Annotated in this window: 22 protein-coding genes and 1 pseudogene; 12 read left to right on the plus strand and 11 right to left on the minus strand. The window is 73.6% G+C overall.

All coding sequences use genetic code 11. The features are described 5' to 3' along the window. The first annotated feature begins 229 nt into the window (after positions 1-229). Positions 230-3,760, plus strand: a complete 3,531-nt coding sequence (gene mfd / locus ACFYW1_RS16475; protein ID WP_388992471.1) for a transcription-repair coupling factor — start codon at positions 230-232, stop codon at positions 3,758-3,760. Positions 3,761-3,820: 60 nt separating this feature from the next. Here mfd and ACFYW1_RS16480 read toward each other — a convergent pair whose 3' ends face one another. Both ACFYW1_RS16480 and ACFYW1_RS16485 read right to left on the minus strand, forming a co-directional pair. Beyond that, positions 3,821-4,039: a hypothetical protein gene (locus tag ACFYW1_RS16480; RefSeq protein ID WP_388992474.1), complete on the minus strand. Its 219-nt coding sequence runs from the start codon at positions 4,037-4,039 to the stop codon at positions 3,821-3,823. Further along, positions 4,039-4,701: an AMP-binding protein gene (locus tag ACFYW1_RS16485; RefSeq protein WP_388992477.1), complete on the minus strand. Its 663-nt coding sequence runs from the start codon at positions 4,699-4,701 to the stop codon at positions 4,039-4,041. The genes ACFYW1_RS16480 and ACFYW1_RS16485 overlap by 1 nt, the downstream gene beginning before the upstream one ends. A gap of 173 nt (positions 4,702-4,874) precedes the next feature. Between ACFYW1_RS16485 and ACFYW1_RS16490 the strand changes: the two genes are divergently transcribed. Then, complete coding sequence (locus ACFYW1_RS16490; protein ID WP_388992479.1) at positions 4,875-6,119, plus strand: PucR family transcriptional regulator; 1,245 nt, start codon at positions 4,875-4,877, stop codon at positions 6,117-6,119. Between the two features lie 145 nt (positions 6,120-6,264). Further along, positions 6,265-6,453, plus strand: a pseudogene (locus ACFYW1_RS16495) (UTRA domain-containing protein); the annotation flags it as partial. 27 nt (positions 6,454-6,480) lie between these two features. On the opposite strand, the gene ACFYW1_RS16500 reads toward ACFYW1_RS16495, so the two are convergent. The 4 genes from ACFYW1_RS16500 to ACFYW1_RS16515 all read right to left on the minus strand — a co-directional run bounded on the left by ACFYW1_RS16500 (position 6,481) and on the right by ACFYW1_RS16515 (position 8,772). Continuing rightward, on the minus strand, positions 6,481-7,104 hold the full coding sequence (locus ACFYW1_RS16500) for a DinB family protein (protein WP_388992482.1): 624 nt from the start codon (positions 7,102-7,104) through the stop codon (positions 6,481-6,483). A 49-nt stretch (positions 7,105-7,153) separates the two neighbouring features. Beyond that, complete coding sequence (locus tag ACFYW1_RS16505; RefSeq protein ID WP_388992485.1) at positions 7,154-7,303, minus strand: hypothetical protein; 150 nt, start codon at positions 7,301-7,303, stop codon at positions 7,154-7,156. Between the two features lie 91 nt (positions 7,304-7,394). After that, positions 7,395-7,856 (minus strand): NUDIX hydrolase, encoded by a 462-nt coding sequence (locus ACFYW1_RS16510; RefSeq protein WP_388992488.1) that lies wholly within the window; start codon positions 7,854-7,856, stop codon positions 7,395-7,397. Between the two features lie 58 nt (positions 7,857-7,914). Continuing rightward, the gene (locus ACFYW1_RS16515; RefSeq protein WP_388992491.1) at positions 7,915-8,772 is read right to left on the minus strand and encodes a helix-turn-helix transcriptional regulator; all 858 of its coding nucleotides are present in this window, start codon (positions 8,770-8,772) and stop codon (positions 7,915-7,917) included. An 87-nt stretch (positions 8,773-8,859) separates the two neighbouring features. Here ACFYW1_RS16515 and ACFYW1_RS16520 point away from each other — a divergent pair, with 87 nt between their 5' ends. After that, positions 8,860-9,651 (plus strand): SDR family NAD(P)-dependent oxidoreductase, encoded by a 792-nt coding sequence (locus tag ACFYW1_RS16520; RefSeq protein WP_388992494.1) that lies wholly within the window; start codon positions 8,860-8,862, stop codon positions 9,649-9,651. A 94-nt stretch (positions 9,652-9,745) separates the two neighbouring features. Here ACFYW1_RS16520 and ACFYW1_RS16525 read toward each other — a convergent pair whose 3' ends face one another. Continuing rightward, positions 9,746-10,318 (minus strand): TetR/AcrR family transcriptional regulator, encoded by a 573-nt coding sequence (locus tag ACFYW1_RS16525; RefSeq protein ID WP_388992754.1) that lies wholly within the window; start codon positions 10,316-10,318, stop codon positions 9,746-9,748. Positions 10,319-10,422: 104 nt separating this feature from the next. Between ACFYW1_RS16525 and ACFYW1_RS16530 the strand changes: the two genes are divergently transcribed. Continuing rightward, positions 10,423-11,289, plus strand: a complete 867-nt coding sequence (locus ACFYW1_RS16530; RefSeq protein WP_388992497.1) for a hypothetical protein — start codon at positions 10,423-10,425, stop codon at positions 11,287-11,289. Between the two features lie 138 nt (positions 11,290-11,427). Next, positions 11,428-12,186 (plus strand): HNH endonuclease family protein, encoded by a 759-nt coding sequence (locus ACFYW1_RS16535; RefSeq protein ID WP_388992500.1) that lies wholly within the window; start codon positions 11,428-11,430, stop codon positions 12,184-12,186. Positions 12,187-12,260: 74 nt separating this feature from the next. Here the strand turns inward: ACFYW1_RS16535 and ACFYW1_RS16540 are convergent, their stop codons facing one another. Further along, positions 12,261-13,034, minus strand: a complete 774-nt coding sequence (locus ACFYW1_RS16540; protein ID WP_388992503.1) for an SDR family oxidoreductase — start codon at positions 13,032-13,034, stop codon at positions 12,261-12,263. Between the two features lie 100 nt (positions 13,035-13,134). On the opposite strand from ACFYW1_RS16540, the gene ACFYW1_RS16545 reads away from it, so the two are divergent. Continuing rightward, positions 13,135-13,884, plus strand: coding sequence for a TetR/AcrR family transcriptional regulator (locus tag ACFYW1_RS16545; protein WP_388992506.1), 750 nt, complete (start codon positions 13,135-13,137; stop codon positions 13,882-13,884). 138 nt (positions 13,885-14,022) lie between these two features. Here ACFYW1_RS16545 and ACFYW1_RS16550 read toward each other — a convergent pair whose 3' ends face one another. Beyond that, positions 14,023-14,781 (minus strand): hypothetical protein, encoded by a 759-nt coding sequence (locus tag ACFYW1_RS16550; RefSeq protein ID WP_388992509.1) that lies wholly within the window; start codon positions 14,779-14,781, stop codon positions 14,023-14,025. A gap of 140 nt (positions 14,782-14,921) precedes the next feature. Further along, complete coding sequence (locus ACFYW1_RS16555; protein WP_388992512.1) at positions 14,922-15,749, minus strand: DUF4190 domain-containing protein; 828 nt, start codon at positions 15,747-15,749, stop codon at positions 14,922-14,924. Between the two features lie 241 nt (positions 15,750-15,990). Here ACFYW1_RS16555 and ACFYW1_RS16560 point away from each other — a divergent pair, with 241 nt between their 5' ends. The 3 genes from ACFYW1_RS16560 (at position 15,991) to ACFYW1_RS16570 (ending at position 20,488) form a co-directional block, all read left to right on the plus strand. After that, complete coding sequence (locus ACFYW1_RS16560) at positions 15,991-18,120, plus strand: N-6 DNA methylase (protein WP_388992515.1); 2,130 nt, start codon at positions 15,991-15,993, stop codon at positions 18,118-18,120. A 119-nt stretch (positions 18,121-18,239) separates the two neighbouring features. Then, a complete protein-coding gene (locus ACFYW1_RS16565) occupies positions 18,240-18,908 on the plus strand; it encodes a hypothetical protein (RefSeq protein WP_388992518.1) in 669 nt (222 codons plus the stop codon). After that, positions 18,905-20,488, plus strand: coding sequence for a protein kinase (locus ACFYW1_RS16570; RefSeq protein WP_388992521.1), 1,584 nt, complete (start codon positions 18,905-18,907; stop codon positions 20,486-20,488). The genes ACFYW1_RS16565 and ACFYW1_RS16570 overlap by 4 nt, the downstream gene beginning before the upstream one ends. A 33-nt stretch (positions 20,489-20,521) precedes the next feature. On the opposite strand, the gene ACFYW1_RS16575 is transcribed toward ACFYW1_RS16570, so the two are convergent. Beyond that, positions 20,522-23,197, minus strand: a complete 2,676-nt coding sequence (locus ACFYW1_RS16575; protein WP_388992524.1) for a YfhO family protein — start codon at positions 23,195-23,197, stop codon at positions 20,522-20,524. Between the two features lie 123 nt (positions 23,198-23,320). Here ACFYW1_RS16575 and ACFYW1_RS16580 point away from each other — a divergent pair, with 123 nt between their 5' ends. Both ACFYW1_RS16580 and ACFYW1_RS16585 read left to right on the plus strand, forming a co-directional pair. Then, the gene (locus ACFYW1_RS16580) at positions 23,321-24,283 is read left to right on the plus strand and encodes a glycosyltransferase family 2 protein (protein ID WP_388992527.1); all 963 of its coding nucleotides are present in this window, start codon (positions 23,321-23,323) and stop codon (positions 24,281-24,283) included. Further along, complete coding sequence (locus tag ACFYW1_RS16585) at positions 24,280-24,669, plus strand: GtrA family protein (RefSeq protein WP_388992530.1); 390 nt, start codon at positions 24,280-24,282, stop codon at positions 24,667-24,669. The genes ACFYW1_RS16580 and ACFYW1_RS16585 overlap by 4 nt, the downstream gene beginning before the upstream one ends. The last annotated feature ends 2 nt before the right edge of the window (positions 24,670-24,671 follow it).

Below are 24,671 nucleotides of genomic sequence, written 5' to 3' on the forward strand. Positions count from 1 at the left end.
CCCCGCCGAATTCACCGCCCCGCCGGGGTTCGCCGCCCCCGCACCCCGGCGGACACCGGCCGCCGGCCCTTCCCGCCCCGGCCGATTGCGCACGCGGCTGTCACACCGGCGTCGTACGCTGGATTCCCCCGGCCCGTGAGACGTGTCGGGTCCTTCGCGTTGCCCCTCGCGCGGCCCTGGCAGCAGCCGGCTGTCGGGACCCGCCCTCGTTCCCGGACGGAAGCCCTTCATGAGTCTGCACGGTCTGCTGGATGTCGTCGTACGTGATCCGGCACTCTCCGAAGCGGTGAAGGCCGCCGACGCCGGCCACCGGATGCACGTGGACCTCGTCGGCCCGCCCGCCGCCCGCCCCTTCGCCGTCGCCGCGCTGGCCCGCGAGACCGGGCGCACCGTGCTCGCCGTCACCGCGACCGGCCGGGAGGCCGAGGACCTGGCCGCCGCGCTGCGCACCCTGCTGCCGCCGGACACGATCGCGGAGTTCCCGTCCTGGGAGACCCTGCCGCACGAGCGGCTCTCGCCCCGCTCGGACACCGTGGGCCGCCGCCTCGCCGTGCTGCGGCGCCTGGCGCACCCCCGGGAGGACGACCCGGAGACCGGGCCGGTCTCCGTCGTCGTCGCCCCCGTCCGCTCCGTGCTCCAGCCGCAGGTCAAGGGGCTCGGCGACCTGGAGCCGGTGTCGCTGCGCATCGGGCAGGCCGCCGACCTCGGAAAGACGGTCGAGGCGCTCGCGGCCGCGGCGTACGCCCGGGTCGAACTGGTCGAGAAACGCGGCGAATTCGCCGTGCGCGGCGGCATTCTGGACGTCTTCCCGCCGACCGAGGAACACCCCCTTCGGGTGGAGTTCTGGGGCGACGACGTCGAGGAGATCCGCTACTTCAAGATCGCCGACCAGCGGTCGCTGGAGATCGCCGAACACGGGCTGTGGGCCCCGCCCTGCCGCGAGCTGCTGCTCACCGACGAGGTGCGCGAGCGGGCCGCCGCGCTCGCCGAGGCCCATCCCGAACTGGGCGAACTCCTCAACAAGATCGCCGAGGGGATCGCGGTGGAGGGCATGGAATCCCTCGCCCCGGTCCTCGTCGACGACATGGAGCTGCTCCTCGACGTGCTGCCGAAGGGCTCGATGGCCCTGGTCTGCGACCCGGAGCGGGTCCGCACCCGGGCGGCCGACCTGGTCGCCACCAGCCAGGAGTTCCTCCAGGCGTCCTGGGCCGCCACCGCGGGCGGGGGACAGGCCCCGATCGACGTCGGCGCGGCCTCCCTGTGGGGCATCGCGGACGTCCGGGACCGGGCCCGGGAGCTGGGGATGATGTGGTGGTCGGTCTCCCCGTTCGCCGCCGACGACGAGCTCGACGAGGACACCCTCAAGTTCACGATGCACGCCCCGGAGGCGTACCGGGGCGACACCGCCCGCGCGTTCGCCGACACCAAGGGCTGGATCGCCGACGGCTGGCGCACGGTCTACGTCACCGAGGGCCAGGGCCTGGCCTCCCGCACCGTCGAGCTGCTGGGCGGCGAGGGCATCGCCGCCCGCCTCGACCCGGACCTGGCGGAGATCTCCCCGTCCGTCGTCCACGTCTCCTGCGGCGCGATCGACCACGGCTTCGTCGACCCGGCGCTGAAGCTCGCCGTCCTGACCGAGACGGACCTCACCGGCCAGCGCACCGCCACCAAGGACCTGGGCCGGATGCCGGCCCGCCGCCGCAAGACGATCGACCCGCTGACGCTGGAGACCGGCGACTACATCGTCCACGAACAGCACGGCGTGGGCCGCTACATCGAGATGGTGCAGCGCACCGTGCAGGGCGCCACCCGCGAGTACCTCCTCGTCGAGTACGCCCCCGCCAAGCGCGGCCAGCCCGGCGACCGCCTGTACATCCCGACCGACCAGCTGGAACAGGTCACCAAGTACGTCGGCGGCGAGGCGCCCACCCTGCACCGGCTCGGCGGCGCCGACTGGACCAAGACCAAGGCGCGCGCCAAGAAGGCCGTCAAGGAGATCGCCGCCGACCTGATCAAGCTGTACTCGGCCCGGATGGCGGCCCCCGGCCACACCTTCGGCCCCGACACCCCCTGGCAGCGCGAACTGGAGGACGCCTTCCCGTACGCGGAGACGCCCGACCAGCTCTCCACCATCGCCGAGGTCAAGGAGGACATGGAGAAGTCCGTCCCGATGGACCGGCTGATCTGCGGCGACGTCGGCTACGGCAAGACGGAGATCGCGGTCCGGGCGGCGTTCAAGGCGGTCCAGGACGGCAAGCAGGTCGCCGTCCTCGTACCGACGACCCTCCTGGTCCAGCAGCACTACGGCACGTTCACCGAGCGCTACTCCCAATTCCCGGTCAACGTACGCGCGCTGAGCCGCTTCCAGTCCGAGACCGAGTCCAAGGCGACCCTCGAAGGGCTCCGCGAGGGCTCCGTCGACCTGGTCATCGGCACCCACCGCCTGTTCTCCTCCGAGACGAGGTTCAAGGACCTGGGCCTGGTCATCGTCGACGAGGAACAGCGCTTCGGCGTCGAGCACAAGGAGCAGCTGAAGAAGCTCCGGGCCAACGTGGACGTCCTCACCATGTCCGCGACGCCCATCCCCCGTACGCTCGAAATGGCCGTGACCGGCATCCGCGAGATGTCGACGATCACCACCCCGCCCGAGGAGCGCCACCCGGTCCTCACCTTCGTCGGCCCGTACGAGGAGAAGCAGATCGGCGCGGCCATCCGCCGCGAACTGCTCCGCGAGGGCCAGGCGTTCTACATCCACAACCGCGTCGAGTCGATCGACCGCGCCGCCGCCCGGCTCCGCGAGATCGTCCCCGAGGCCCGGATCGCGACCGCCCACGGCCAGATGTCCGAACAGGCCCTGGAACAGGTGGTGGTGGACTTCTGGGAGAAGAAGTTCGACGTCCTGGTCTCCACGACCATCGTCGAGTCCGGCATCGACATCTCCAACGCCAACACCCTGATCGTGGAGCGCGGCGACAACTTCGGCCTCTCCCAGCTCCACCAGCTGCGCGGCCGGGTCGGCCGGGGCCGCGAGCGCGGCTACGCGTACTTCCTCTACCCGCCGGAGAAGCCGCTCACCGAGACCGCCCACGAACGCCTGGCCACGATCGCCCAGCACACCGAGATGGGCGCGGGCATGTACGTGGCGATGAAGGACCTGGAGATCCGCGGTGCCGGAAACCTCCTGGGCGGCGAGCAGTCCGGCCACATCGCGGGCGTCGGCTTCGACCTGTACGTCCGCATGGTCGGCGAGGCCGTCGCCGACTACCGGGCCTCCCTCGAAGGCGGCGTGGAGGAGGAACCGCCGCTGGAGGTCAAGATCGAGCTCCCGGTCGACGCCCACGTCCCGCACGACTACGCCCCCGGCGAGCGGCTGCGCCTCCAGGCGTACCGCGCCATCGCCTCCGCCAGCACGGAGGACGACATCCGGGCCGTACGGGAGGAACTGACCGACCGCTACGGCAAGCTCCCCGAGCCGGTCGAGAACCTCCTGCTGGTCGCCGGGCTGCGCATGCTGGCCCGCGCCTGCGGGGTCGGCGAGATCGTCCTCCAGGGCCCGAACATCCGCTTCGCCCCGGTCGAGCTGCGCGAGTCGCAGGAGCTGCGCCTCAAGCGCCTCCACCCCAAGACGGTCATCAAACCGGCCACCCACCAGATCCTCGTGCCCCGCCCCACCACGGGCCGGATCGGCGGGAAGCCGGTGGTGGGCCGCGAACTGCTGGCGTGGACGGGCGAGTTCCTCACGACGATCCTGGGCTCCTGACCCCGGCGCCCGGTCCCGGCCCGGCGCACACGCGCCGGGACCGGGCGCCCGGTCACTCCGTCACCCCTGCTGCCGAAGGGCCGTACGGGCCTGGGCGGCGTCTATCACGACCGCGAACTCCTCGAACGCCACCCGCATGACGTCGTCGGGAGTGGGCCCCCGGCCCTCGGGGAGGCGGTGGGCGGCGAGCCGGGCCGCGCCCCGGGCCAGGATCGCCAGCCGCCGGTCCTCGTCCAGGGTGTCGTCCTGGAGCGCCGCCAGCACCAGCCGCCACAGCATCAGCAACCGCTCCCGGCCGTGTGGGTGAGCGGGGCGAACAGACGCGCCCCGACGAGGCCGGCCGGGCCGCGCCCCCGGGGCCGCAGGGCCGGGCGCCCGCCCGGGAGCCCCGGCGCGGACAGCGGGCCGCCGCCCGAGGCCGCCACCACCTCACGGGCCGCCCCGTGCGTGTACACGGAGCGCAGACGGCCGACGGAGCCGGCCACGACCGCGACGTCGCCGTCCCCGCGGTGGACGACCCCGGGGTGCTGGGGCCAGAACGCCACCTGGTCGAGGAAGTCGGGGCCCACCCGGACGACGGTCGTACCGTTCGCCTCCCGGCCCGCGGCGGCCCGGCCCACGGGCGGGGCGAACACCAGACGCGCACCGCGGACGGAACCGCGCGACCGCACCGCCACGGACCGGGGCCGGGGCGCCGCCACGGCGGCGATCGCCCCGGCACGCAGCGCCCCGAAGTACAGGACGGGCAGGGCGGGATCGCCGCACACCGCGGCCTCCACCCGGTCACCGGGGCGCACCCCGTGCGCCAGCAGACCACCGGCGACGCGGGCGCTGAGCTCGTCCAGGTCGAGCAGGGTCAGGACCGTTCCCCCGATCCGCAGCGCCGGACGCCGGGGGTGCAGCCCGGCGGCTTCGGTCAGAACAGTGGAGAGGTTGCTCACGTCATTCCGCTTTCATGCGCACACGTCGGTCTCAACATGGCGATCCTCACAGCCACCGGATGCCGCACACCATGTCGACACCTACAGCGACCTCTGTAGCAGACGACAAAGACCTCGTCCCCGTTTCGCCCGTTGTGGAAAGACCACAGTTCAGGCTGTTCTAGGCTCGCACCGTGCCCACGACACCCTCGCGCCTCCTGGTGGCCGAACTCGCCGAGGCCCTGACGCCCCGACTCGATTCCATCGCCTCGACCATGTCGCAACTCATCTACGAGAACATCGACTTCTACCGGTCCATGGTCGTGGGCCCCGAGGACCTGCACGCCTCGATGCGGCTGAACGTCTCCTACGTCCTCAAACACCTCACCGACCACACCTCGGCGACGGTCGACCTGGTCGGCCCCACGGAGACCGGCCGCAAACGGGCCCTGCAGAACGCCCCGCTGCCGGAAGTGCTGCGCGCCTACCGGCTCGGCTTCCGCCACCTCTGGGAGCAACTCCTCGACACGGCACGGGAAGCGGGCGGCGAGGCCCCGGGCGCCCTGCTGGACTCCGCCTCGCACATCTGGGAGCTGGCCGACGACTACTCGACGGCCCTCACCGACGCCTACCGCGAGACCTGCGCGGAACGGATGGTGGAGACGGACCGCAGGCGCTCCGCCCTGGTCTCCGAACTCATCGACGGGCCCTCGCTGAGCAGCGACACCGTCTGGGAGGTCGCGCGCATGCTCGACTTCCCCTTCCAGGGACGGTTCCTCGTCGTGGCGGCGGAGGTCCCGACCAGCGGCGAACCCCCCCTTCCGGGACTGGACCGGCGACTGCGCGCCCTCGACGTGGGCCACGCCTGGCGCGCACAGCCCGGCTCCGAGATCGGGGTGCTCTCCTGCCCGCCGCGGCAGTCGGTGGAGGAGGTCCTCGACGCCGTGCGCGCCGTCGCGACCAGCCGCGTGGGCGTCAGCCCGCTCTACGAACGGCTCGACCAGACGAGCCGCGCCCTGCGCTACGCCCAGGTCGCCCAGCAGTCGCTCACCGCCGACAGCGCGGCGGTGCGTCAGCTCGACGACACCCCGCTGACCGAGCTGGTGATGAACAACCTGGAGACCACCCAGCGCGCCGTGCAGCGCATCCTCGGCGGGGTCCTCTCCCTGCCGGAGGAGGACCGCACCACCCTCCTGGCCACCGCCCGCGGCTGGCTGGAGGCCCACGGCTCGGCGGCCGAGGCGGGCCGCCGCCTGTTCTGCCACCAGAACACGGTCCGCTACCGCATGCACCGCCTGGAGGAGTTCCTGCGGGGCCCACTGGACGACCCGAAGATCATCGCCGAACTGTCCATGGCCCTCGACGCCGTCGGCACCTTCCCCATGCTCCTGGAGAGCAACCAGCCCCACACCCAACCCCCGGGCGCCCGCAGCGCGTGACGCCGCTTCAGGCCCCTCACCGGCGGCCACGGGACGGCGCGGGCACCTCGAACGCGAGCCACACGGTCTTGCCGACGGTGGGATCGTCGACCCCGAAGCCGTCGGCGAGCTCGTTCACGATGCGCAATCCGCGCCCGGGTGGCACACCGTGGACCGGGTCTCCGCGCGGGTCCCGACACAGGAGCAGTACCGGGTGCTGCGGCTGCCCGGCGACCTTCCGGTGCTCCGCACCCTGCGTGTCGTCCACAGCGACGGCGACCGGCCCGTCGAGGCGACCGTCATGGTCAAGGCGGGGCATCTGTACGAGCTGCAGTACGAGTTCACGGCCGGGTGAACGCGGCAGGAGGGGACGCGGGAACGATCAGCCGGCGTCTCCCCGGACTTCCTGAACCTCCTGGACCTCCCGGGCCACCCGTTCCAGCCGGGCGTGGTGGTCCTTCCACCAGGCCGGGTCGTGGGACGGCAGGCTGTCCTGGACCGGGGTGTAGCCGGTGGAGCCGTCGATGAGTTCCCGCACCACGTCGGCGTGGCCGGCGTGGCGCTGGGTGTCGGAGATGACACGGAGCAGGAGGTGGTGGAGCGTCGTCTCCCGGCGCTCCTCGGGCCACCACGGGACGTGACCGGTGGCGTCGAGATCGAGGGCCTCGATGGTGCTGTCGGAGTGCGCCCAGGCCCGGCGGTACAGCCCGACGACGTCCTCGCGGGACTCGTCCGAGGTGGCCCACATGTCCGCGTTGGGCTCCGCGTCCCGCGTGTACCACCAGGACGGCGGCTCCCCGGTGAAGAACGGCCGCCCGAACGTGTCGCCGAAGTAGCCCAGTTCCACGCCCGCGAGGTGCTTGAGCAGCCCGAGCAGGTTCGTGCCCGTGGGGGTCAGCGGGCGGCGTATGTCGTACTCGGAGAGCCCGTCGAGCTTCCACACGAGGGCGTCGCGACCCTGTTGCAGATACTGGAGGAGGTCCGCTTTCGGGTTCGGCTCGATCATGCCGGGCAGTCTCGCACCCGGCACTGACAACGGGGCCGGGAGAAAACCTTCACGGACCCCCGGCGGTCAGCAGATCCGCGGGGGTGAGCGCCAGGTCCGGGCGTACGTCGTCCTCGACCTCCGCCGGACCCACCGTGAGCAACGGGGCCGTCGATGAGTTCGGTACGACGGGTCTGCCTTCCGGGTCTCGACGGATCATGCGTGAGTGAAACGTACATCGACGTAACTCACGTGGATGTACGTTGTCCCGGCTCCGGGGCCGCGACCGGTGCCCCCGGAGCGGTGCGGGATCAGTGCTGGATCAGGCCGCCGACCGGTACGGGGGCGACGTGGCCGGTTGCCGGGGTGGTGCGGGCCAGGGCCAGGCCGATGTCGACCAGGGACGACCGGCGCAGGCCGGTGACGTCGGGGAGCGGGGTCCAGACCGACTCGACGGTGTCGCCGTTCGGTTCGGGGCGGAGCCGGCCGCCGGTGATGCGGACCCGGTAGAAGACGCCGACGTTCTGGTGGCCGGGGCCGCCGGGCACGGCGCATTCGGCGGCGGGGATCAGCCGCGAGTCCACGCCCAGCAGGCGTTCGACCACCGCCTCGCAGCCGGTCTCCTCGGCGACCTCCCGGACCACCGCGTCGAACGGGTCCTCCCCGTGCTCGACCCTGCCGCCCGGAAGGGTCCAGGTCCGCGAGACGTGATGGGCGAGCAGCACGCGCCCCTCCTCGATACACACGGCGTACGCCGCCAGCCGGAAACTCATCCTCGTACCTCCTGCCGGACATTGTGCCGGGGCGGGAGGCGCGGGCGGCCGCCGGGTGTCATGCCTCCGAGGGCACGTCCAGGCGTTGGGTGCCGATGACCGACAGCAGGCGCAGTGCCTCCTCGGACGGCGAGCCGGGGGCGGCGGTGTAGATGACGACCCGCTGGTCCCGGTCGGCGATGTCCAGGACGTCGCAGTTGACGGAGACGGGGCCGACCAGGGGGTGGTGGAAGGTCTTGCAGAGGGTGGGGCGGGCGGTCACGTCGTGGCCCGCCCAGATGCGGGCGAACTCCTCGCTCCCGGCGAGGAGTTCCTCGACCAGGCCGGTCACCTCCGGATCGTCGGGGTAGCGGGCCGCGGCCGCGCGCAGGTGCTGGGCCGAGGTCCGGACGAACTCGTCCGCGTCCGAGACGCCGTACAGCGGCCGGCCGTGCCGGTGCGGGCCGAGGAAGGCGCGCCGGACGAGGTTGCGGTCGCGGCGCGACAGTGCGGAGAAGTCCTCCATCAGGGCCGCGGCCAGGCCGTTCCAGGCGATCACCTCGTACGTCGCCGACAGCACGAGCGCCGCGGCCTCCGGGAGCCGGTCCAGCAGGTCGACGATGCTCTGCCGCACCTCCCTGGAGGGGCCGGGCAGGGGGCCGGGCGGAGTGCCGGCGAGGTGGTGCAGGTGGTCGCGCTCGGCGTCCGAGAGGCGCAGGGCGCGGGCGATCTGGGCCAGCACCTCGCGGGAGGGGTGCGGGGCGCGGGCCTGCTCCAGCCGCGTGTAGTACTCCGTCGAGATGAACGCCAGCTGCGCCACCTCCTCGCGGCGCAGCCCCGGGGTGCGGCGGCGCGGCCCGGCGGGCAGCCCCACCTCGGCGGGGGCGATCCGCTCGCGCCTGCTGCGCAGGAAACCTGCCAGTTCTCGTCGGTCCACCCCTCCAGTGTGCGCGGGCCCCGGCCGGCCCAGCCAGGTACTGCCGGTGCCTGGATGAGGGGTCCGGCCCGGCGCAGGCTCGTCGGCATGAACGACACGACGATCACATCCACCGCACGGCCCGGTCTGCTCTCCGGCAAGGTCGCCCTCGTCGTCGGAGCCGGCCGGGGCATCGGCGCCGCTGCGGCCCGGCTCTTCGCCCGTGAGGGCGCGCGGGTGCTCCTCGCGTCCCGTACGGAGGCCCAGCTGGAGGCGGTGACCGAGGAGATCCGGGCGGCGGGCGGCACCGCGGAGTACGCGCTGTGCGATCTGGCCGACCCGGCGAGCGTGCGCGCGGCCGTCGACCGGGCCGTGGCGGTGTACGGCCGTCTCGACGCCGCCTTCAACAACGGCGCGACGGCCCAGCCGCCCGGCCCGATGGACCGGCTGGCGGAGGCCGACTTCGACCGGGTGTGCGCGGTCGACTTCAAGGGGCCGTGGCTCGCCATGACCGCCGAGATCGCCGCCATCCGGGCCACCGCCGGGACCGGGGCGATCGTCAACACCTCCAGTGTCGGCAGCCTGATGGGCAACCCCTGGCTGCCCGCCTACGGCGCCGCGAAGCGGGCGGTCAACAGCCTCACCGCGTCGGCCGCCGTCACGTACGGCCCGGAGGGCATCCGCGTCAACGCCATCGCGCCCGGCACCACGCTCACCGAGATGGTCCACGAGTGGGAGGCGGACTCACCCGGCATCGTCGAGCAGCTCAACGCCCAAACCCCGCTGGGCCGGGCCGCCGAACCGGACGAGATCGCCGAGGCGGCCGCCTGGCTGCTCAGCGACCGCGCCTCCTACGTCACCGGCACCGTCCTCCGCGTGGACGGCGGCATGCGGGCCTGAGCCGGGCCCGGGGGAGGCCGTTGGCGGCGGGTGTCGGTCGGGGGCTCGTTTTCGTCCGGGGCGGGCTCCCGCCCACTCGGCCCCGCCGGTGCGTTCAGGAACTCTCCGGCACGAACAGCAGCTCCGCGAGGGACCGGAAGACCGCCTCGGGGTCCCGCGCTCCCACCGCCCCGTCCAGGTTGCCGCTGAGCAGCAGCGTGGCGAAGCCGTGGGCCAGGGACCAGGCGGCCACGCCCGCGAGCCGGTCGTCCTCGCCGCGCCCGGTGGCCGGGAGGCCGGTGACGCCCGCGCGCAGCTCGGCCGAGGCCCGGTCCTTCGCCGCGAGCAGCTCGGGGTCGTCGGCGCGGTGGAGCTCCGGCCGGAACATCACGTGGAAGTGCGCCGGATGTTCGGCGGCGAACCGTACGTACCGCACGCCCCGCTCCCTCAGGTCCGGGGCCTCGGCCAGTTCGGCGGCGAAGAGGGCGTAGCCCTCGGCGGCGATGGCGGTGAGCAGGCCCGTGCGGTCCTTGAAGTGGTGGGCGGGGGCCGCGTGGGAGACGCCGGCCCGGCGCGCAAGGTCGCGCAGGCTCAGCGCGTCCGGGCCCTCGGTGCGGATGACGTCGAGTGCGGCGGTGAGGACGGCCCGTCGCAGGTCGCCGTGGTGGTAGGCGCGCTCGCTGGTCATGTACAGCAGGCTACGCGGAATCTTGTCGTTGACAAGTTCGAGGAGGGGGAGCACTCTGGCCATCTAGTCAGTGACAAGATGAGTGATCTCGCGGAGGCGGAGACATGTCCGAGGAGCTGGGCCGGGTGCGGCGGATGTGGCACCTGCTGGAACCCCTGCACGCCGTTCTGTACTACGCGCCGGAGGCGTTCGAGGAGCTCGCCGCGCTCGGTCACCGCACCGACGAGCGCTGGCCCGGCTATTTCGCCTGGCGCGCGGCACCGCTCGGGGAGGCCGGTGCGGGGCGGGTGGCGGACACGTTCCACAGCTTCAGTCCGGCGATGGTGGGCGAGTACGTGCCCGCCATCTGGTCCGTCGCCTCTCCGGACGAGGTGCTCGCGGCCCGGACGCGGGCGGTCGACCGCGCCTGCCGGAAGCTGCTGGGGGACGCGGTCGCCGGACCGGAGCTGGGCGAGGCCGCCGCGCTCGTGCGGCGCGTCGCGGAGGCCGCCGACACCGCCGGCCGACCGCTCGCCGCGGCCAACGCCGCGCTGCCCCGCCCGGACGAGCCACACCTCGCGCTCTGGTGGGCGGCCACGGTCCTGCGCGAACACCGGGGCGACGGTCATGTCGCGGCGCTCGTCGGGGCGGGGCTCGACCCGGTCGAGTCGCTGGTCTCCTTCGCCGCCGTCGGCGCGGCGCGCCCGGAGGTGTTCGAGAGCCGGGGGTGGAGCGGGGCGGAGTGGCGGGACGCCCGGCAACGGCTCGTGGAACGCGGGCTGCTGGACGGGGACGGCGTGGCGACCGAAGCGGGGCGGGCGCTGCGCGCCGAGGTCGAGCGGCGTACGGACGAGGCGGCCGCGGCCCCGTGGCGGGTGCTCGGGGAGGAGGAGCGGGAACGGCTCGTCGAACTGCTGGGATCGCCCTGGGTGGCGGTGATCGGGTCCGGACTGCTGCCTTCCGAGACGACCCTGGGCATCGGGAAGGTGTGAAAGGCGCGAGGGGCGGGAGGATTCGGATGGTGTGATTCCGGCCGCATCCCGGGCGTGGCGTGCTCATGAATACCTGCGACGGGGAAGGCATCCGTACGATTTCAGGATTCTGCTTTCTCCCCGTCAGGACGGCTTCACGTGATATCTCCCCGTGTGTACCGAGCGACCCTGCCCGCCCTCGGCGTGGTGGCGGCGCTGACCCTGGCCGGCTGCGATCTCGAACCGTCGTCCTCCGAGGAGGAGGGCGGCCGGGCCGTCACCGGGTTCGGGGCCAGCCCGCTGGACAACGCCGACGGCACGAAGCCGGGGCTCGCGCCCCTCACGTCCGAGGCGGACCGGGCGGCCGGCCGCAAGATCATCGAGAAGGTGGCGACGAAGGGGCGGGGGCCGAGGACCGGTTACGCGCGCGAGGAGTTCGGCTACGCGTGGAAGGACTCGATCGACGGGCTGGCGCTCGCCCGGAACGGCTGCGACACCCGCAACGACCTCCTCGCCAGGGACGGCAAGAACGTGAAGTTCCGCTCCGGTTCGGAGTGCGTGGTCGTGTCGATGACCCTCAAGGACCCGTACACCGGCTCGACCATCGACTGGACCAAGCAGCGGCCCACCCGGATCCAGATCGACCACGTCATGCCGCTCTCGTACGACTGGCAGATGGGGGCCTCGCACTGGGATCGGGACAAGCGGCAGCGGATCGCCAACGACCCGCTCAACCTCCTCCCGGTGGACGGCCCGGCCAACAGCGCCAAGCGGGACTACGGGCCGGCGTCCTGGCTGCCGCCGTACAAGCCGGTCCGCTGCTCCTACGCGGTGCGGTTCGCGCAGGTCTCGCTGAAGTACGAACTGCCCGTCACCGCCGCCGACAAGAAGGTGATGCTGGCGCAGTGCGGCGGGTGAGCCGGGGAGCCGAGTGAGCCGGGGGCGGGGGCCCGCGCCCCGCCCCCCGGTGTCGGAGCCCCGTGCCTGCGGGTTCAGAGCCCCGCGCCGCCGGTCGCGTCGATCACCCGGCCGGTCACCCAGCGGGCGTCGTCGGAGGCGAGGAACGCCACGACGTCGGCGATGTCCTCGGGGCGGCCGACCCGGCCCAGTGCGGCGAGCGACGCGGCGTGCGCCTCGGCCTCCGCGTTGCCGCGCAGCCAGCCCGCGTTGACGTCGGTGTCGACGATGCCCGGGGCCACCGAATTGGCCGTGATGCCGCGCGGGCCGAGTTCCTTGGCGAGGTTGAGGGTGAAGGTGTCCAGGGCGCCCTTCGTCGAGGCGTAGGCGATGATCTCCGGCATGGCGATGCGGGCCGCACCGCTGGAGACGTTGATGATCCGGCCGCCGTCGCGCAGCCGCCCCAGTCCCTCCCGCACGATGAAGAACGGCGCCCGGACGTTGACGGCGAACAGCTCGTCGAACGCCTCCTCGGTGAGTGACGCCAGATCCGAACTGCGGCCTATTCCGGCGTTGTTGACGATGATGTCCACGCCGCCGCCGGGGACGTGTTCGGTGATCCCGGCATCGAAGGCGGACCACAGGGCGGCCGCGTCGCCGTGCGTGCCCAGTTCCGCCCGGATCGCGAACGCCCTGCCGCCCCTTTCGCGGATGCCCGCCACGACCTCCTCGGCCGCCTCCGTCGTACGGGCGTGGGCGACGGCCACGACGGCCCCGTCCCGGCCGAGCCGTTCCGCGATGCCCCGGCCGATGCCCCTGCTGCCGCCGGTGACGAGTGCGACCTTGCCTTCGAGTGTGTGAGTGGTCATGGCTGTGCCCACTGCCCTTCTTCGGGAGCTCCACTTGTTGAGTGCTCGCTCAAAAATAAGCTAGCACGACTTCTTGAGCGGGCGTTCTAGAATGTGGGGCATGAGTGACGGCGACCGGGGCGGCAGCGGGACGGGAACCAGTGGCGGTACGGGAGGCGGACGCGGCGGCAGGGGCGGTGGCGCGTCGCGCGGCCGTCCCCGTTCCTTCGACCGGGACGCGGCGCTCGCGGCGGCCACCCGGTTGTTCTGGGAACGGGGTTACGGGGCCACCTCGGTCGGTGAGCTGACCGAGGCGATGGGCATCCGGCCGGGCAGTCTCTACGCCGCTTTCGGGGACAAGCGGTCGCTCTTCGAGGAGTCGGTCCGGGCGTACGGGCGGAGCCCCGTGGGGGCGTTCATGGGCAACGCCCTGGAGGAGGAGCCCACGGCGTACGGCGCGTTCGCGCGCATCCTGCGCGAGGCGGCGGAGATCTACTGCGACCCCTCCCATCCGGCGGGCTGTCTGACGATCACCGCCGCCACCAACATCGCCCCGCAGGACGCCGAGGTCGCCGCCTTCCTCCGCGACCTGCGCAACGCCAACATCACGGCCTGGGAGGCGCGGCTGCGGGCGGCGCAGCGGGAGGGCGAGCTGCCGGCGTACGTCGATGTCCGGGTCCTGGCCGGCTACTTCGCGATGGTGATCCAGGGCATGTCGCAGCGGTCCAGGGACGGCGCGGGCCGGGCCGAACTCGCCGGGATCGCCGAACTGGCCCTGGCCGCATGGCCCGGGGGCGGGCCGTCGGCGAAGCCTGCGGGGGAATCTGCGGCGGGGGCCACGAGGGAGCCCTCGGCGGGGGCCGCCTCCTGAAGGGGGCGGGCCCGTACCGTGTGGGCCCGTACCGGACGGATTCGTACCGGACGGATTTGTACCGGACGGGCGTCGGACGCGTGGAACCCACCCCGGGCGGGGTGGGTTCTGGTGGTGCGGCCCATGGGGGAGAGCAGGTCAGGGCTTCGGCTGCTGCACCGTGAACGGCTTGCCGAACTCCGAGAACTCGACCGTCACGGGGGCCGCACCGTGTCCCGTGCCGTCGGGGCCGGGTGCGGCGCGCAGCTTCAGGAGGTAGGGGCGGCCGTCGGTGGCGATGCTCGCCGACCACTTCCGGCCGTCCGCCCCGCCGGTGACGGCCAGGACGGGGGCCGTGCGGGAGGCGGTCGTGTGGGAAGCGGGTGCCGTGGCCTTTCCCTTGCGGGCCGTTCCGCTCGTCGGTGCGAGGAGGCCCAGGAACGTCTCCCGGTCGCAGTAGCGCTCGGCCGTTTTCGCCTGTCGGTCGTCGTCGCCGGGCTCCACCCAGCGGCCGGTGAGCCTCTCGACCTCGGCGTCACCGCGCGGGCCCCGTGCGGTGGAGGCCGCCCGCAGCATCGCGGCGTCGGAGCGGGTGCGGACCGTGCCGCCCGTGCGGACCAGCTCCAGGGTGCCCGCCGCGCCCATGGAGAGCGTGACCGTGCACGCGCCCCTGACGTCCGTGGCGACGTACGCCTCGACCGGTCCCTCGGGTGTCGCCGTCCGCACCGTCATGCGCACCGCCTTGGCCCCCCGGGTCGCCGCGAGGGCCTTGTTGGTGACCTCGGGGCCGGTCAGCCGCGCGTAGGGGGCTGCTGCGGCGTCGGGCGCGTCGTCCGGAAGCAGGTCACAGGCCGTCGCGAGGACGAGGGCGGTCGCGGCGCTCAGGGCGGCCGCCGAGACGCGGGCGGGAAGGCGCATGGTGCATCTGCTCCGGTCGGGGCGGGAAGGGGCGGGGCCCGGGGGTGAGGCCCGGGGCCGGAGCCCGGGGGGAGGGCTCCTGGGAGGGCCGGAGCCCCCGGGGGCGTGGGGCTTCGGCGGGAAGAGAACCTGCGGGTGGGTCAGAGCTTCAGGTCCCACTGGGAGGCGTCGTACGTGAGGCCGGGGTTGACCTCGACCGTCAGGTTCTTGGCGTCGGCGGGGGCGTCGAAGGCGAACTGGACGGTGACCTTCTTGCCCGGCAGGACCGTGCCGCTGAAGCCCGCACCGACCTTGTCGTCGAAGATCTGCTCGGCGTCCACGCCCTCCTTGCCCGCGCGGGCCGTGACGTTGACGAGCGCGGAGTCGAACTTCTCCTTGCCGGCGTTCTCGACGACGACGGCGACCCGGTATGCCTTGTTGCCCTTGGTGTGACCGGCGGCGTACTCGTCCGGGGTGTACGAGGCGGCGTCGCCGACCGTGACCGTCAGGTCGTCGTCGTACACGGCCGAGTCCCCGGCCCCCAGCGCCTCGCCGGTGTCCTTCTTCCCTTCCTTTCCGCCCTTCCCGGCCGAGTCCCCGCCGGGCTTCGGCTTCGCGGAGGCCGTGGTCTCCGAGATCGCCTTGTCGATGTCGTCCACCGCGTCGCCCACGGCCTTGAACGTGATCACCGCGCCCACCACCGAGAGGATCAGCGAGACCAGCCCGAGGACGGCGCCGAAGGTGGTCACGCCCTTGTTGGTGGCCTCGCCGCGCTTGGCCCGGCCCCGGCCCGCCAGCCCCAGGATCAGGGCGATGACGCCGAGGATGCCCGCCAGCCAGAACAGCAAGGGGATCAGCCCCGACACGGCGCCGATGACGCCCAGGACGAGCGCGGCGATGCCCAGTCCGTTACGGGCCGGGCGCACGCCCGGCGTCTGGACCGGGCCGTACGGCTGCTGGGGCTGCGGGGACTGCGTGAACTGGGACATGGCTGTGCCCTCCGGCGAAAAGCAGATGAGTGGTGAGCGGTTCCGTGCATCGCCCCGTTGCGGCGATGGGTCAATAACAGCAGAGCTTGTGAACCGAGTCAACGCGGTTCACGGGGAAGAGGTTGATGCACGCTGTGAATCGATGCCTCGTGAACGGGTCGGTATGCTCGCCGACAACGACGAACCGGTGCCGGGACCAGCGCCGGTGCCGGGGCGAGCGCCAGGACCAGGGAGACAGCCAGTGCCGGAGAACGCGACAGAGGTGACCGCGGCGGGAATCGCACGGCTCGCCGGGGTGGGGCGTGCCGCAGTCAGCAACTGGCGCCGCCGCCACAACGACTTCCCCAAGCCCGTCGGCGGCACCGAGACGAGCCCGTCCTTCGCCCTGTCCGAGGTCGAGCAATGGCTGCGCGACCAGGGGAAACTCGCCGAGGTGCCGCTCCGCGAACGGGTCTGGCAGCAGCTCGCCGGGCACCCCGGGGGCCCGGTCCCCGCCCTGGTCCACGCGGGCTGCGCCCTGCTCCTCCTGCGGACCAGCCCCGCCGCCTGGCGGGAGATCGCCGCCGTGGCGGACGAGCCGATGGCCGGCGTGCTGTCCCTCGCCCTCGACGACCTCCTCACCACCCGCTTCGGACCGGCCTCGGAAGCGGGGCGGGCCGTTCACGCCCCCGGCCGCGCCGAACTCCTCCCGTCCGTCCCGATGCTCCGGGGCGTCGCGGAACTCGCCGCCGAGGGCGGGGCCCCGGAGACCTTCGAGTTCCTGCTCGGCCGCCAGCTGGACGCCAATCCGCGCCAGTACACGCTCACCCCGCCCGGCCTCGCCGGGCTGATGGCCGCCCTGGCGGAGACGGGCGAGCGGCCCGCCCGCACCATCCTCGACCCCGCCGCGGGCACCGGCGCCCTGCTGCGCGCCGTCACCGGGCCGACCGCCCTGTACGCCCAGGAGAGCGACCCCGACCTCGCCGCGCTCACCGCGCTGCGGCTGGCCCTGCACACCGGCGCCGGCTGCACGGTCACGGCACGCACCGGCGACACCCTGCGCGCCGACGCCTTCCCGCGGCTCGCCGCCGACGCCGTGCTCTGCCACCCCCCGTTCAACGAACGGAACTGGGGCCACGACGAGCTCGCCTACGACCCGCGCTGGGAGTACGGCTTCCCGGCCCGTACCGAGTCCGAGCTGGCCTGGGTCCAGCACGCCCTGGCCCATCTGCGCGAGGGCGGCACCGCCGTGCTGCTGATGCCACCGGCCGCCGCCTCGCGCCGCTCCGGCCGCCGCATCCGGGCCGATCTGCTGCGCCGGGGCGCCCTGCGCGCCGTCATCGCGCTCCCGGCGGGCGCCGCTCCCCCGTACGGCATCCCGCTCCATCTCTGGGTGCTCCGCAGGCCCGGCAACGGCCTGCACCCCTCGCCCGAACTGCTGCTGGTCGACACCGCCGAGCCCGCCGAACCGGCCCCCGCCGGCGCGGTGTCCGCCGCCCCGTCCGGCGGTCGCGACCGGCTCGACTGGCAGGCGGTGCACCGCACCGTCCTCGACGCCTGGCAGTCGTTCGAGGGCACAGGCGGCACCGGCGGCACCGGCGGCCCGGACAGCACGGGCGCCGGCGCAGGCAGGGGGGCCGGAGCAGGCCGGGCCGTCCCGGTCATCGAACTCCTCGACGACGACGTGGACCTGGCCCCCGCCCGCCACCTGCCGCCCCCGGCCGCCGCGGGCGGCCCCGCCGAACTGGCCGGCGTACGACAGCGGCTGACCGAGACGCTCGGCCTCACCGGCACCCTCACCCCGCCGGCCGTGACCCTCTCCGCCCCGGCTCACTGGCCGCTCACCACCGTCGGCGAACTCGCCCGCGCGGGCGCCCTCCAGCTCCGTACCGGCGGCTCCGGCACCGGCCCGGCGCCCGTCCTCACGGAGCACGACGTCCTCGGCGCCACCGCCCCCTCGGGAAGCCTGCCCGCCGACGGCCCCCCGGAGGAGCCGGTCCTCGTCGAGGCCGGTGACGTCGTCGTTCCCGTGCTCGGTGGCGGCTCCGTCGCGCGCGTCGTCGACGGGGCGACCGCGGGCGCGGCGCTCGGCCGCAACCTCCAGCTGCTGCGCCCCGACCCGGCCGCGCTCGACCCGTGGTTCCTCGCCGGTTTCCTGCGCGGCACCGCCAACAACCGCCAGGCCAGCAGCTACGCCTCCACCGCCACCAGACTGGACGCCCGCCGCCTCCAGCTGCCCCGGCTGCCGCTGGCGGAACAGCGGCGCTACGGGGACCGGTTCCGGGCCCTGGCCGAGTTCGAGGACGCGCTCCGGCTGGCCGGCCGGCTCGGCGGGCAGCTGATCCAGGGCATGTACGACGGGCTGACGGACGGTACGGTCCGCCCGGAGTGATCCGAAGCACAACGGTTCGGTACCACCCGGGGCGGACCGTCGTTGTCGCCCCTTACGCTCGGATCTGCGCGCGCGAGTGCGTGCGCGGATCTTCAACGACCAGGTCTCCAGGAGCAGCCATGTACGCCCCGGGTCATCCGCCGCCGACGCCGCCGCGCCGGGTTCCCAGCAGGGCCTGGATCGTCTCGATGCGCGTGCTGTTCACCGTGCTCCCGGTGTGCTCGCTCGGGCTGCTCCTGTGGAGCCCGCTGCTCCGCCTCGCGATCGTGCGCCGCCGGGCCCTCGACTGGTGGCTGACCGGGGCCGGGTTCGTGTTCGTGTGCGTGCTCCTGCCGATCCTCGGCCGGGAGGGCAACGACGAGCCCACCACTGCCGACGGCATCCTCATCGCGCTGCTCCTGATGGTGACGGCGGGCGCGATCGCGTACTACTTCGTGGGGGACATCCGGCACCACGACCGGCTGACGAAGCAGTACCCCGCGACCGGGTACGCGGCGCCGGGGTACGCCTACGCGACCACGGTGCCGGCGGGGGCGCCGGGCCCGGCCCCCGCCCCGCTCCCCGCGCAGTCGCCGCCCCCGCTCGCCGCGCGGCAGCCGCAGCCGTACGGCCCGCTGCGGCCGACCGGGCAGGACCCGAGGATCCATCAGACCCCGGTGGTCCAGCCGTCCCCGCAGCCGCAGCCGGCCCCGACCCCGGCCCCCGCCCCCCACCCCCAGCGCATCGACCAGGTCCGTGCCGAGCTGGACGAACTGAGCGACTACCTCCGTAAGGAGGAGGGGCGGTGAGCGGACGCCTCATCGGCGGGCGGTACCAACTGGCGACCATCCTCGGCCAGGGCGGCATGGGCCAGGTCTGGACGGCCTACGACCAGCGCCTGGACCGCCGCGTCGCGGTGAAGCTGCTCCGCCCCGACCGGGTCACCGGGCCCGTCGCCGACGAGGCCGCGGACGAGCTGCGCCGCCGCTTCGTCCGCGAGTGCCGGGTCACCGCCCAGGTCGACCACCCGGGCCTGGTCACCGTCCACGACGCGGGCAGCGACGGCGAGGACCTGTTCCTCGTCATGCAGTACGTCGAGGGCGCGGACCTCGCCGACCACCTCGCCGAGCACGACCCGTACCCCTGGCAGTGGTCCGTCTCGGTCGCCGCCCAGCTCTGCGCCGTCCTGGGCGCCGTGCACGCGGTGCCGATCGTCCACCGCGACCTCAAGCCCCGCAACGTGATGGTCCGTCCGGACGGCACCGTCACCGTCCTCGACCTCGGCGTCGCCTCGGTCCTGGACACCGACACCACCCGCCTCACCCACACCGGTTCACCGATCGGCTCCCCGGCCTACATGGCCCCCGAACAGGCGATGGGCGGCGCCGTCGGCCCGTACACCGACCTGTACGCGCTCGGCGTGCTCCTCCACGAACTCCTCAGCGGCGACGTGCCGTTCGCGGGTTCCACCGCCCTCGGCGTGCTGCACCGCCACCTCTACGAGCCGCCCGTCCCGGTCCGCCGGATCAGGCCGGACATCCCCGAGCCCCTCGAAACGCTGGTGCTGCGGCTGCTGGCCAAGGACCCGCAGCACCGCCCGTCCGGCGCCCAGGAGGTGTACGAGCACCTCGCCCCGATGCTCCCCTCCTGGAACTCCGGCTCCGGGAACCCCGGCTCCTGGAACACCGGTTCCCGGGGGAACGGAGTTCCCGTCGGGCCGCTCGACCCGACCCGGCCCTTCCTGCGCCCGCACGCCCCGTGGCCCGACCGGGCCGCCGTCCCGCCCCCGCCACCGGCTCCGCCCGCCCCGGGGGCCGGCCGGGCCGATGTGGCCGCCGCCGTCGACGACGTCAAGAAGCTGCTCGGCGAGGGCCGCATCACCCAGGCCGTGGACATCCTCGGCTCGATCCTCCCGGTCGCGGCCGAACAGCACGGCGAGGACTCCGCCGTGGTCCGCATCCTGCGCAAGCAGTACGCGGCCACGCTGATGGACGACGGGCAATACCGCCGCGCCCTGCCCGAGCTGCGCCGCCTCGCCGACGACCGCGCGGCCGAGGCGGGCCCGGCCGACGCGCAGACGCTCCAGTTCCGCCACGACGCCGCCCAGTGCCTGGAGCAGCTCGGCGAACCGGCTGCCGCGCTCGCGGAGTACCGTGCGGTCCTCCCGTACTACGAGAACCAGTACGCCACGGGCGGCGACCCGGCCCGCGCCTTCGAGATCCGCAACCGCATCGGCCATCTGCTGCTCGCGGTCGGCGACCACACGACGGCGCGCTCCCAGCTCCAGGCACTGCTGTACGACACCGAGCGGGTCTACGGCCCCCACCACCCGCTGCCGGTGGAGATCCGCCGCCGACTGGACCGTCAGATGGAGGTCGGAGGCGGCTGACCCGGGGCACCGGCGACGCTCCACCCGCAGGCGTCAGGAGGCGGGCACGGCCTCCGGCCGCCCGGCGCGCGCCCCGGCACCGGCCTCCGCCTCCGCTCCCGTACCCCCGCCCGTCCCCGTACCTGCTCCCGTCCGCCGCCGGTACGCGAGCACCGCCCCGGTGGCCACGAGCACGGCGAGCGAACCCGCCCCCGCCGCCAGACCGGCCCGCAGGCCGGGAGGCCGGAACGCGCAGCTGACGGTGGTGCCGTCGGCGGGCACCGGGACGGCGACCAGGCCCAGATAACTGCCGGCCGGCCGCCCCTGGCAGCGCCAGCCCGCGATCCGGGGCGCGGCGAGCACCACCGTCCCCGAGGAACCGGCCGGCAGCTCGGCCCGGACGCCGTCCGCGGTGACGCGCACGGCGCTCGCGCCGGTGCGCCGCAGGCCCGCGACGGCGGAGGCCAGCCGGGTCCGGTCCAGGCAGCCGATCGCCCCGTGCGGCACGGTCCCCGCCCGCGTGGAGGCCAGCGCCACCCGCACCGCCCCGTCCCCGTCCACCATGCCCAGGCGCTGCACCGGGGCGCGCTTGGCCGGCGGCTTCCCCTTGAACCAGACCTCCTCCGGACCGTCGCCGGGCCGCGCGGAGTCGTGCCCTGCCATGCCGAGCCGCGCCGACCCGAACAGGCCGGGCGCCCACAGATACGCCTCCGTGCCCGCCGGACAGGTGGCGGTCAGCGTGTACGCGCCGCGCTCCACCCCGTAGTCGTCCGCGCCCCGGTCCGCCACCGCACCGCCGCCCGCCGCGCGCAGCGCCGTCCCCGGCACCGTGTAGACCCGCGAACCGAGCAGCTTCTCCTGGTTCCGGAACGGCGACCGGCCGTACGGCACCGGCGCCCCCGGCGGACGCACCGTCACCAGCGGCGGCACCGGGGCCCGTTCCACCGTCACCGGCCGGTGGTCCGGCGCGTTCCACGCCTGGTACGGGTCGCGCGGCCGGTGCACCCGCGCGCCGACCGAGAAGACCGCGTCCGTGACCGGGTTGTCGAGGCTCTGCACGGCCCGGCCGTTGGACGTCCAGCCCGCGCCGAGCGCCCGCATGGTGTCGGTCAGCACGGCGGGCGTGTGGCTGCTGTAGTACGCGCCGCCCTGGCCGCCCAGCAGCAGCGGATCGTTGGTGGTGGTCTGCTCCCGGCCCGGGTCCGTGCGGGTGCGCGGCCAGTCGTCGGCGCCCGCGACCACGTCCGCCTGCGCCCGCTGACGCTCGCCCCAGGGCGCGTAGTGGTCCAGCCGGTTCAGCCGCGCCCGGTCGACGAACGCGGTGGTCGCGGCGGCCTGCCCGGCCTGCGCGCCGATCAGCAGCACGGCGGCCGCCACCGTCCACCGCCGGCCGCGCCCGGCCAGGAGGAGCGCCCCGAGCGACGCCACCAGACCGACCGCGAACAGCGGATACGTCCACCGCGTGATCAGGGCGCTGAAACCGGCCCCGGCCGCGATCAGCGCCAGTACCGCGCACCCGCCCGCCAGCGCCCGCCGGTCGGGCAGGCCGTGCGCGACCGAGACCCAGGCGGCGATCACCACCAGCCCGGCCAGTACGAACGTCTGCCGGTACGGGCTGCCGTTGGGCGTGGCGAAGGCGTGCCACAGCAGGTGCGTGGGCTCCCACTGCAACGACAGCGCGACGCCCGCCGCCAGCCCCGTCCACGTCCACCGCTCGCGCCCCGGCACCGCCCGCCGGAAGGCCAGGGCGCACGCCAGGAGCAGGGTGCCGGTGCCGAGGAAGAGCGCCGGGGTGAAGAAGGTGTACGTGGCGGGCAGCAGCCGGGCGAGCACGTCGGACCAGCCGGCGGCCGCGAACGGCCGGTCCCAGCCGGGGTACGCGTGCTTCGTCCCCAGGTAGACGGGGACCAGGACGGGCGCCGAGAGCCCGACGCCCAGCCCGACCGTGCGGACCGCGCGCCCCAGCGCCCGGACCGCCGTCCGCCGGTCGTCCCGCTCGGTGAACAGCCGCGCCGCCAGTACCAGCGCCGCCCCGAGCGTCGCCATGTAGGCGGTGTAGAAGTTGGCCACCCACATCACCGCGACGAGCAGCGGCGCGGCGACGGGCCTCCTCCCCGTGCGCGCCCACTCGGCGGCCAGACAGAGGACGGGCAGCGCGATCAGGCCGTCCAGCCACATCGGGTTGTACGACGCCTCGGCGAGGGACCAGCCGCACAGCGCGTACGAACCGCCGAGCATCCCCGCCGCCCACCACCGCCCGCCGCGCAGCGTCAGCAGCAGCAGGGCCATGAGCGCCGCGGCCGACGCCGTCTTCAGGACCGTCACCACATAGACCGCGAGATCGATCCGGTCGCGCGGGAAGACGCCCACGAGCAGGGCGAACGGACTGGTCAGATAGGTGCCGAGGTCCGGCAGGAAGCTCGTCCCGTACCCGGACGACCAGTTGAGCAGCACTCCGCCGTCCGCGTCGCCGTGCAGCAGGTCCCACAGCCGGGCGTGGAACGGCACGAACTGGTTGCCCAGGTCGTTGACGCTCCGCGTGTGGTGCCCGAACGGGAAGACGCGCGCCAGGGCGTCGCCCGCGCAGACGGCGACGACCGCGAGCAGCGCGGCGAGCGAGCCGGCGCGCGGACGGGGACGGCCCGCGCGAAGACGCCCCGCACACCTGCGAAGACGCCCCGCGCGCAGCGGGAGGAGACCCGCGCGCGGACGGGGACGGGAGATCGGCATACGCGGGAATATGCCAGCTTCGGACGAGCAAATCCGTTACGGAACAAGGCAGTTCACGCAATGGACGTCCGTCGGTCATGCGGAGCGACGGGTTCCGACACATGTACCGGCTGGTGTACTTCTGTGCTGATCTCGCTGGTGGTGCCCTGCTTCGACGAGGAGGAGATCCTCGAACGCTTCCATGAGCGCGTCACGGAGGAGATGACCCGGCTGGGGCACGAGTTCCAGCTGGTGTACATCGACGACGGCAGCGCGGACCGGACCCTGGCGATCCTCCGGGAACTGGCCTCCGACCCGCGGGTCCGCTACGTCTCCTTCAGCCGGAACTTCGGCAAGGAGGCCGCCATGCTGGCCGGTCTCCGGCACGCCGAGGGCGACGTCGTCGTCATCATGGACGCCGACCTCCAGCACCCGCCCGAGCTGGTGGGCCGGATGCTCGACGAGCACGAGCGGGGCCACGACCAGGTGATCGCCCGCCGCACCCGCACGGGCGACCGCGTCACCCGCACCGTCACCGCCCGCGCCTACTACTGGCTGATCAACCGCCTGGTGGACGTGGAGCTGGTCGACGGCGTCGGGGACTTCCGGCTGCTGTCGCGCCGCACCGTCGACGCGGTGCTGGAGCTCACCGAGTACAACCGCTTCTCCAAGGGCCTCTTCGCCTGGGTGGGGTTCCGCACGACGACCTTCGGCTACGAGAACGCCGTCCGGGAGCAGGGACGCTCCGCCTGGACCTTCGGGAAGCTGCTCAACTACGGGCTCGACGGGCTGCTCTCCTTCAACAACAAGCCGCTGCGCGCGGCGCTCTACCTGGGCATGCTGCTGCTGTCCGTGGCCCTCGCCTACGCGACGTGGATCGTCGGTGTCGCGCTGGTGAAGGGGGTGGAGACGCCCGGATATGTCACGCTTCTCGTCGTGGTCACCGCGCTCGCCGGAGTCCAGATGGTGATGCTCGGAGTGGTCGGCGAGTACGTCGGCCGCATCTACTACGAGGTGAAGAGGCGCCCGCACTTCCTGGTCAAGGCCACGAACACCACGGCGGCGCCGCGACGGACACGGGAACCCCAGGAGTTCGTGCACCGATGACGGTCCCGGCACAGATGGCCCGGTTCGCCCTCGTGGGAGTGGTGAACACCGGCACGTACTACGGCTGCTACCTGCTGCTGCTGAACGGCCTGCCGTACATCGCCGCCCATGTGGGGGCGTTCCTGCTGAGCATGACGGGCTCCTTCTTCATGAATTCCCGGTTCACCTACCGGACCCGTCCCACCTGGCGGAAGTTCCTGCTCTTCCCGCTCACCAACGTCGCCAACTTCGTCATCACGACCGGCGGCGTCTATCTGCTGGTGGACCTCGCCGGGTTCGACGACCGGTACGCGCCGCTGGTCGCGGCGGTGGCGGCCATCCCGATCACCTTCGTCGTCTCGCGCACGATCATGCTGCGACCGGACCCGGGGAGGCCCGTGCCCTGACC

It is taken from the genome of Streptomyces sp. NPDC002669, assembly GCF_042889165.1.
GTDB lineage: Bacteria > Actinomycetota > Actinomycetes > Streptomycetales > Streptomycetaceae > Streptomyces.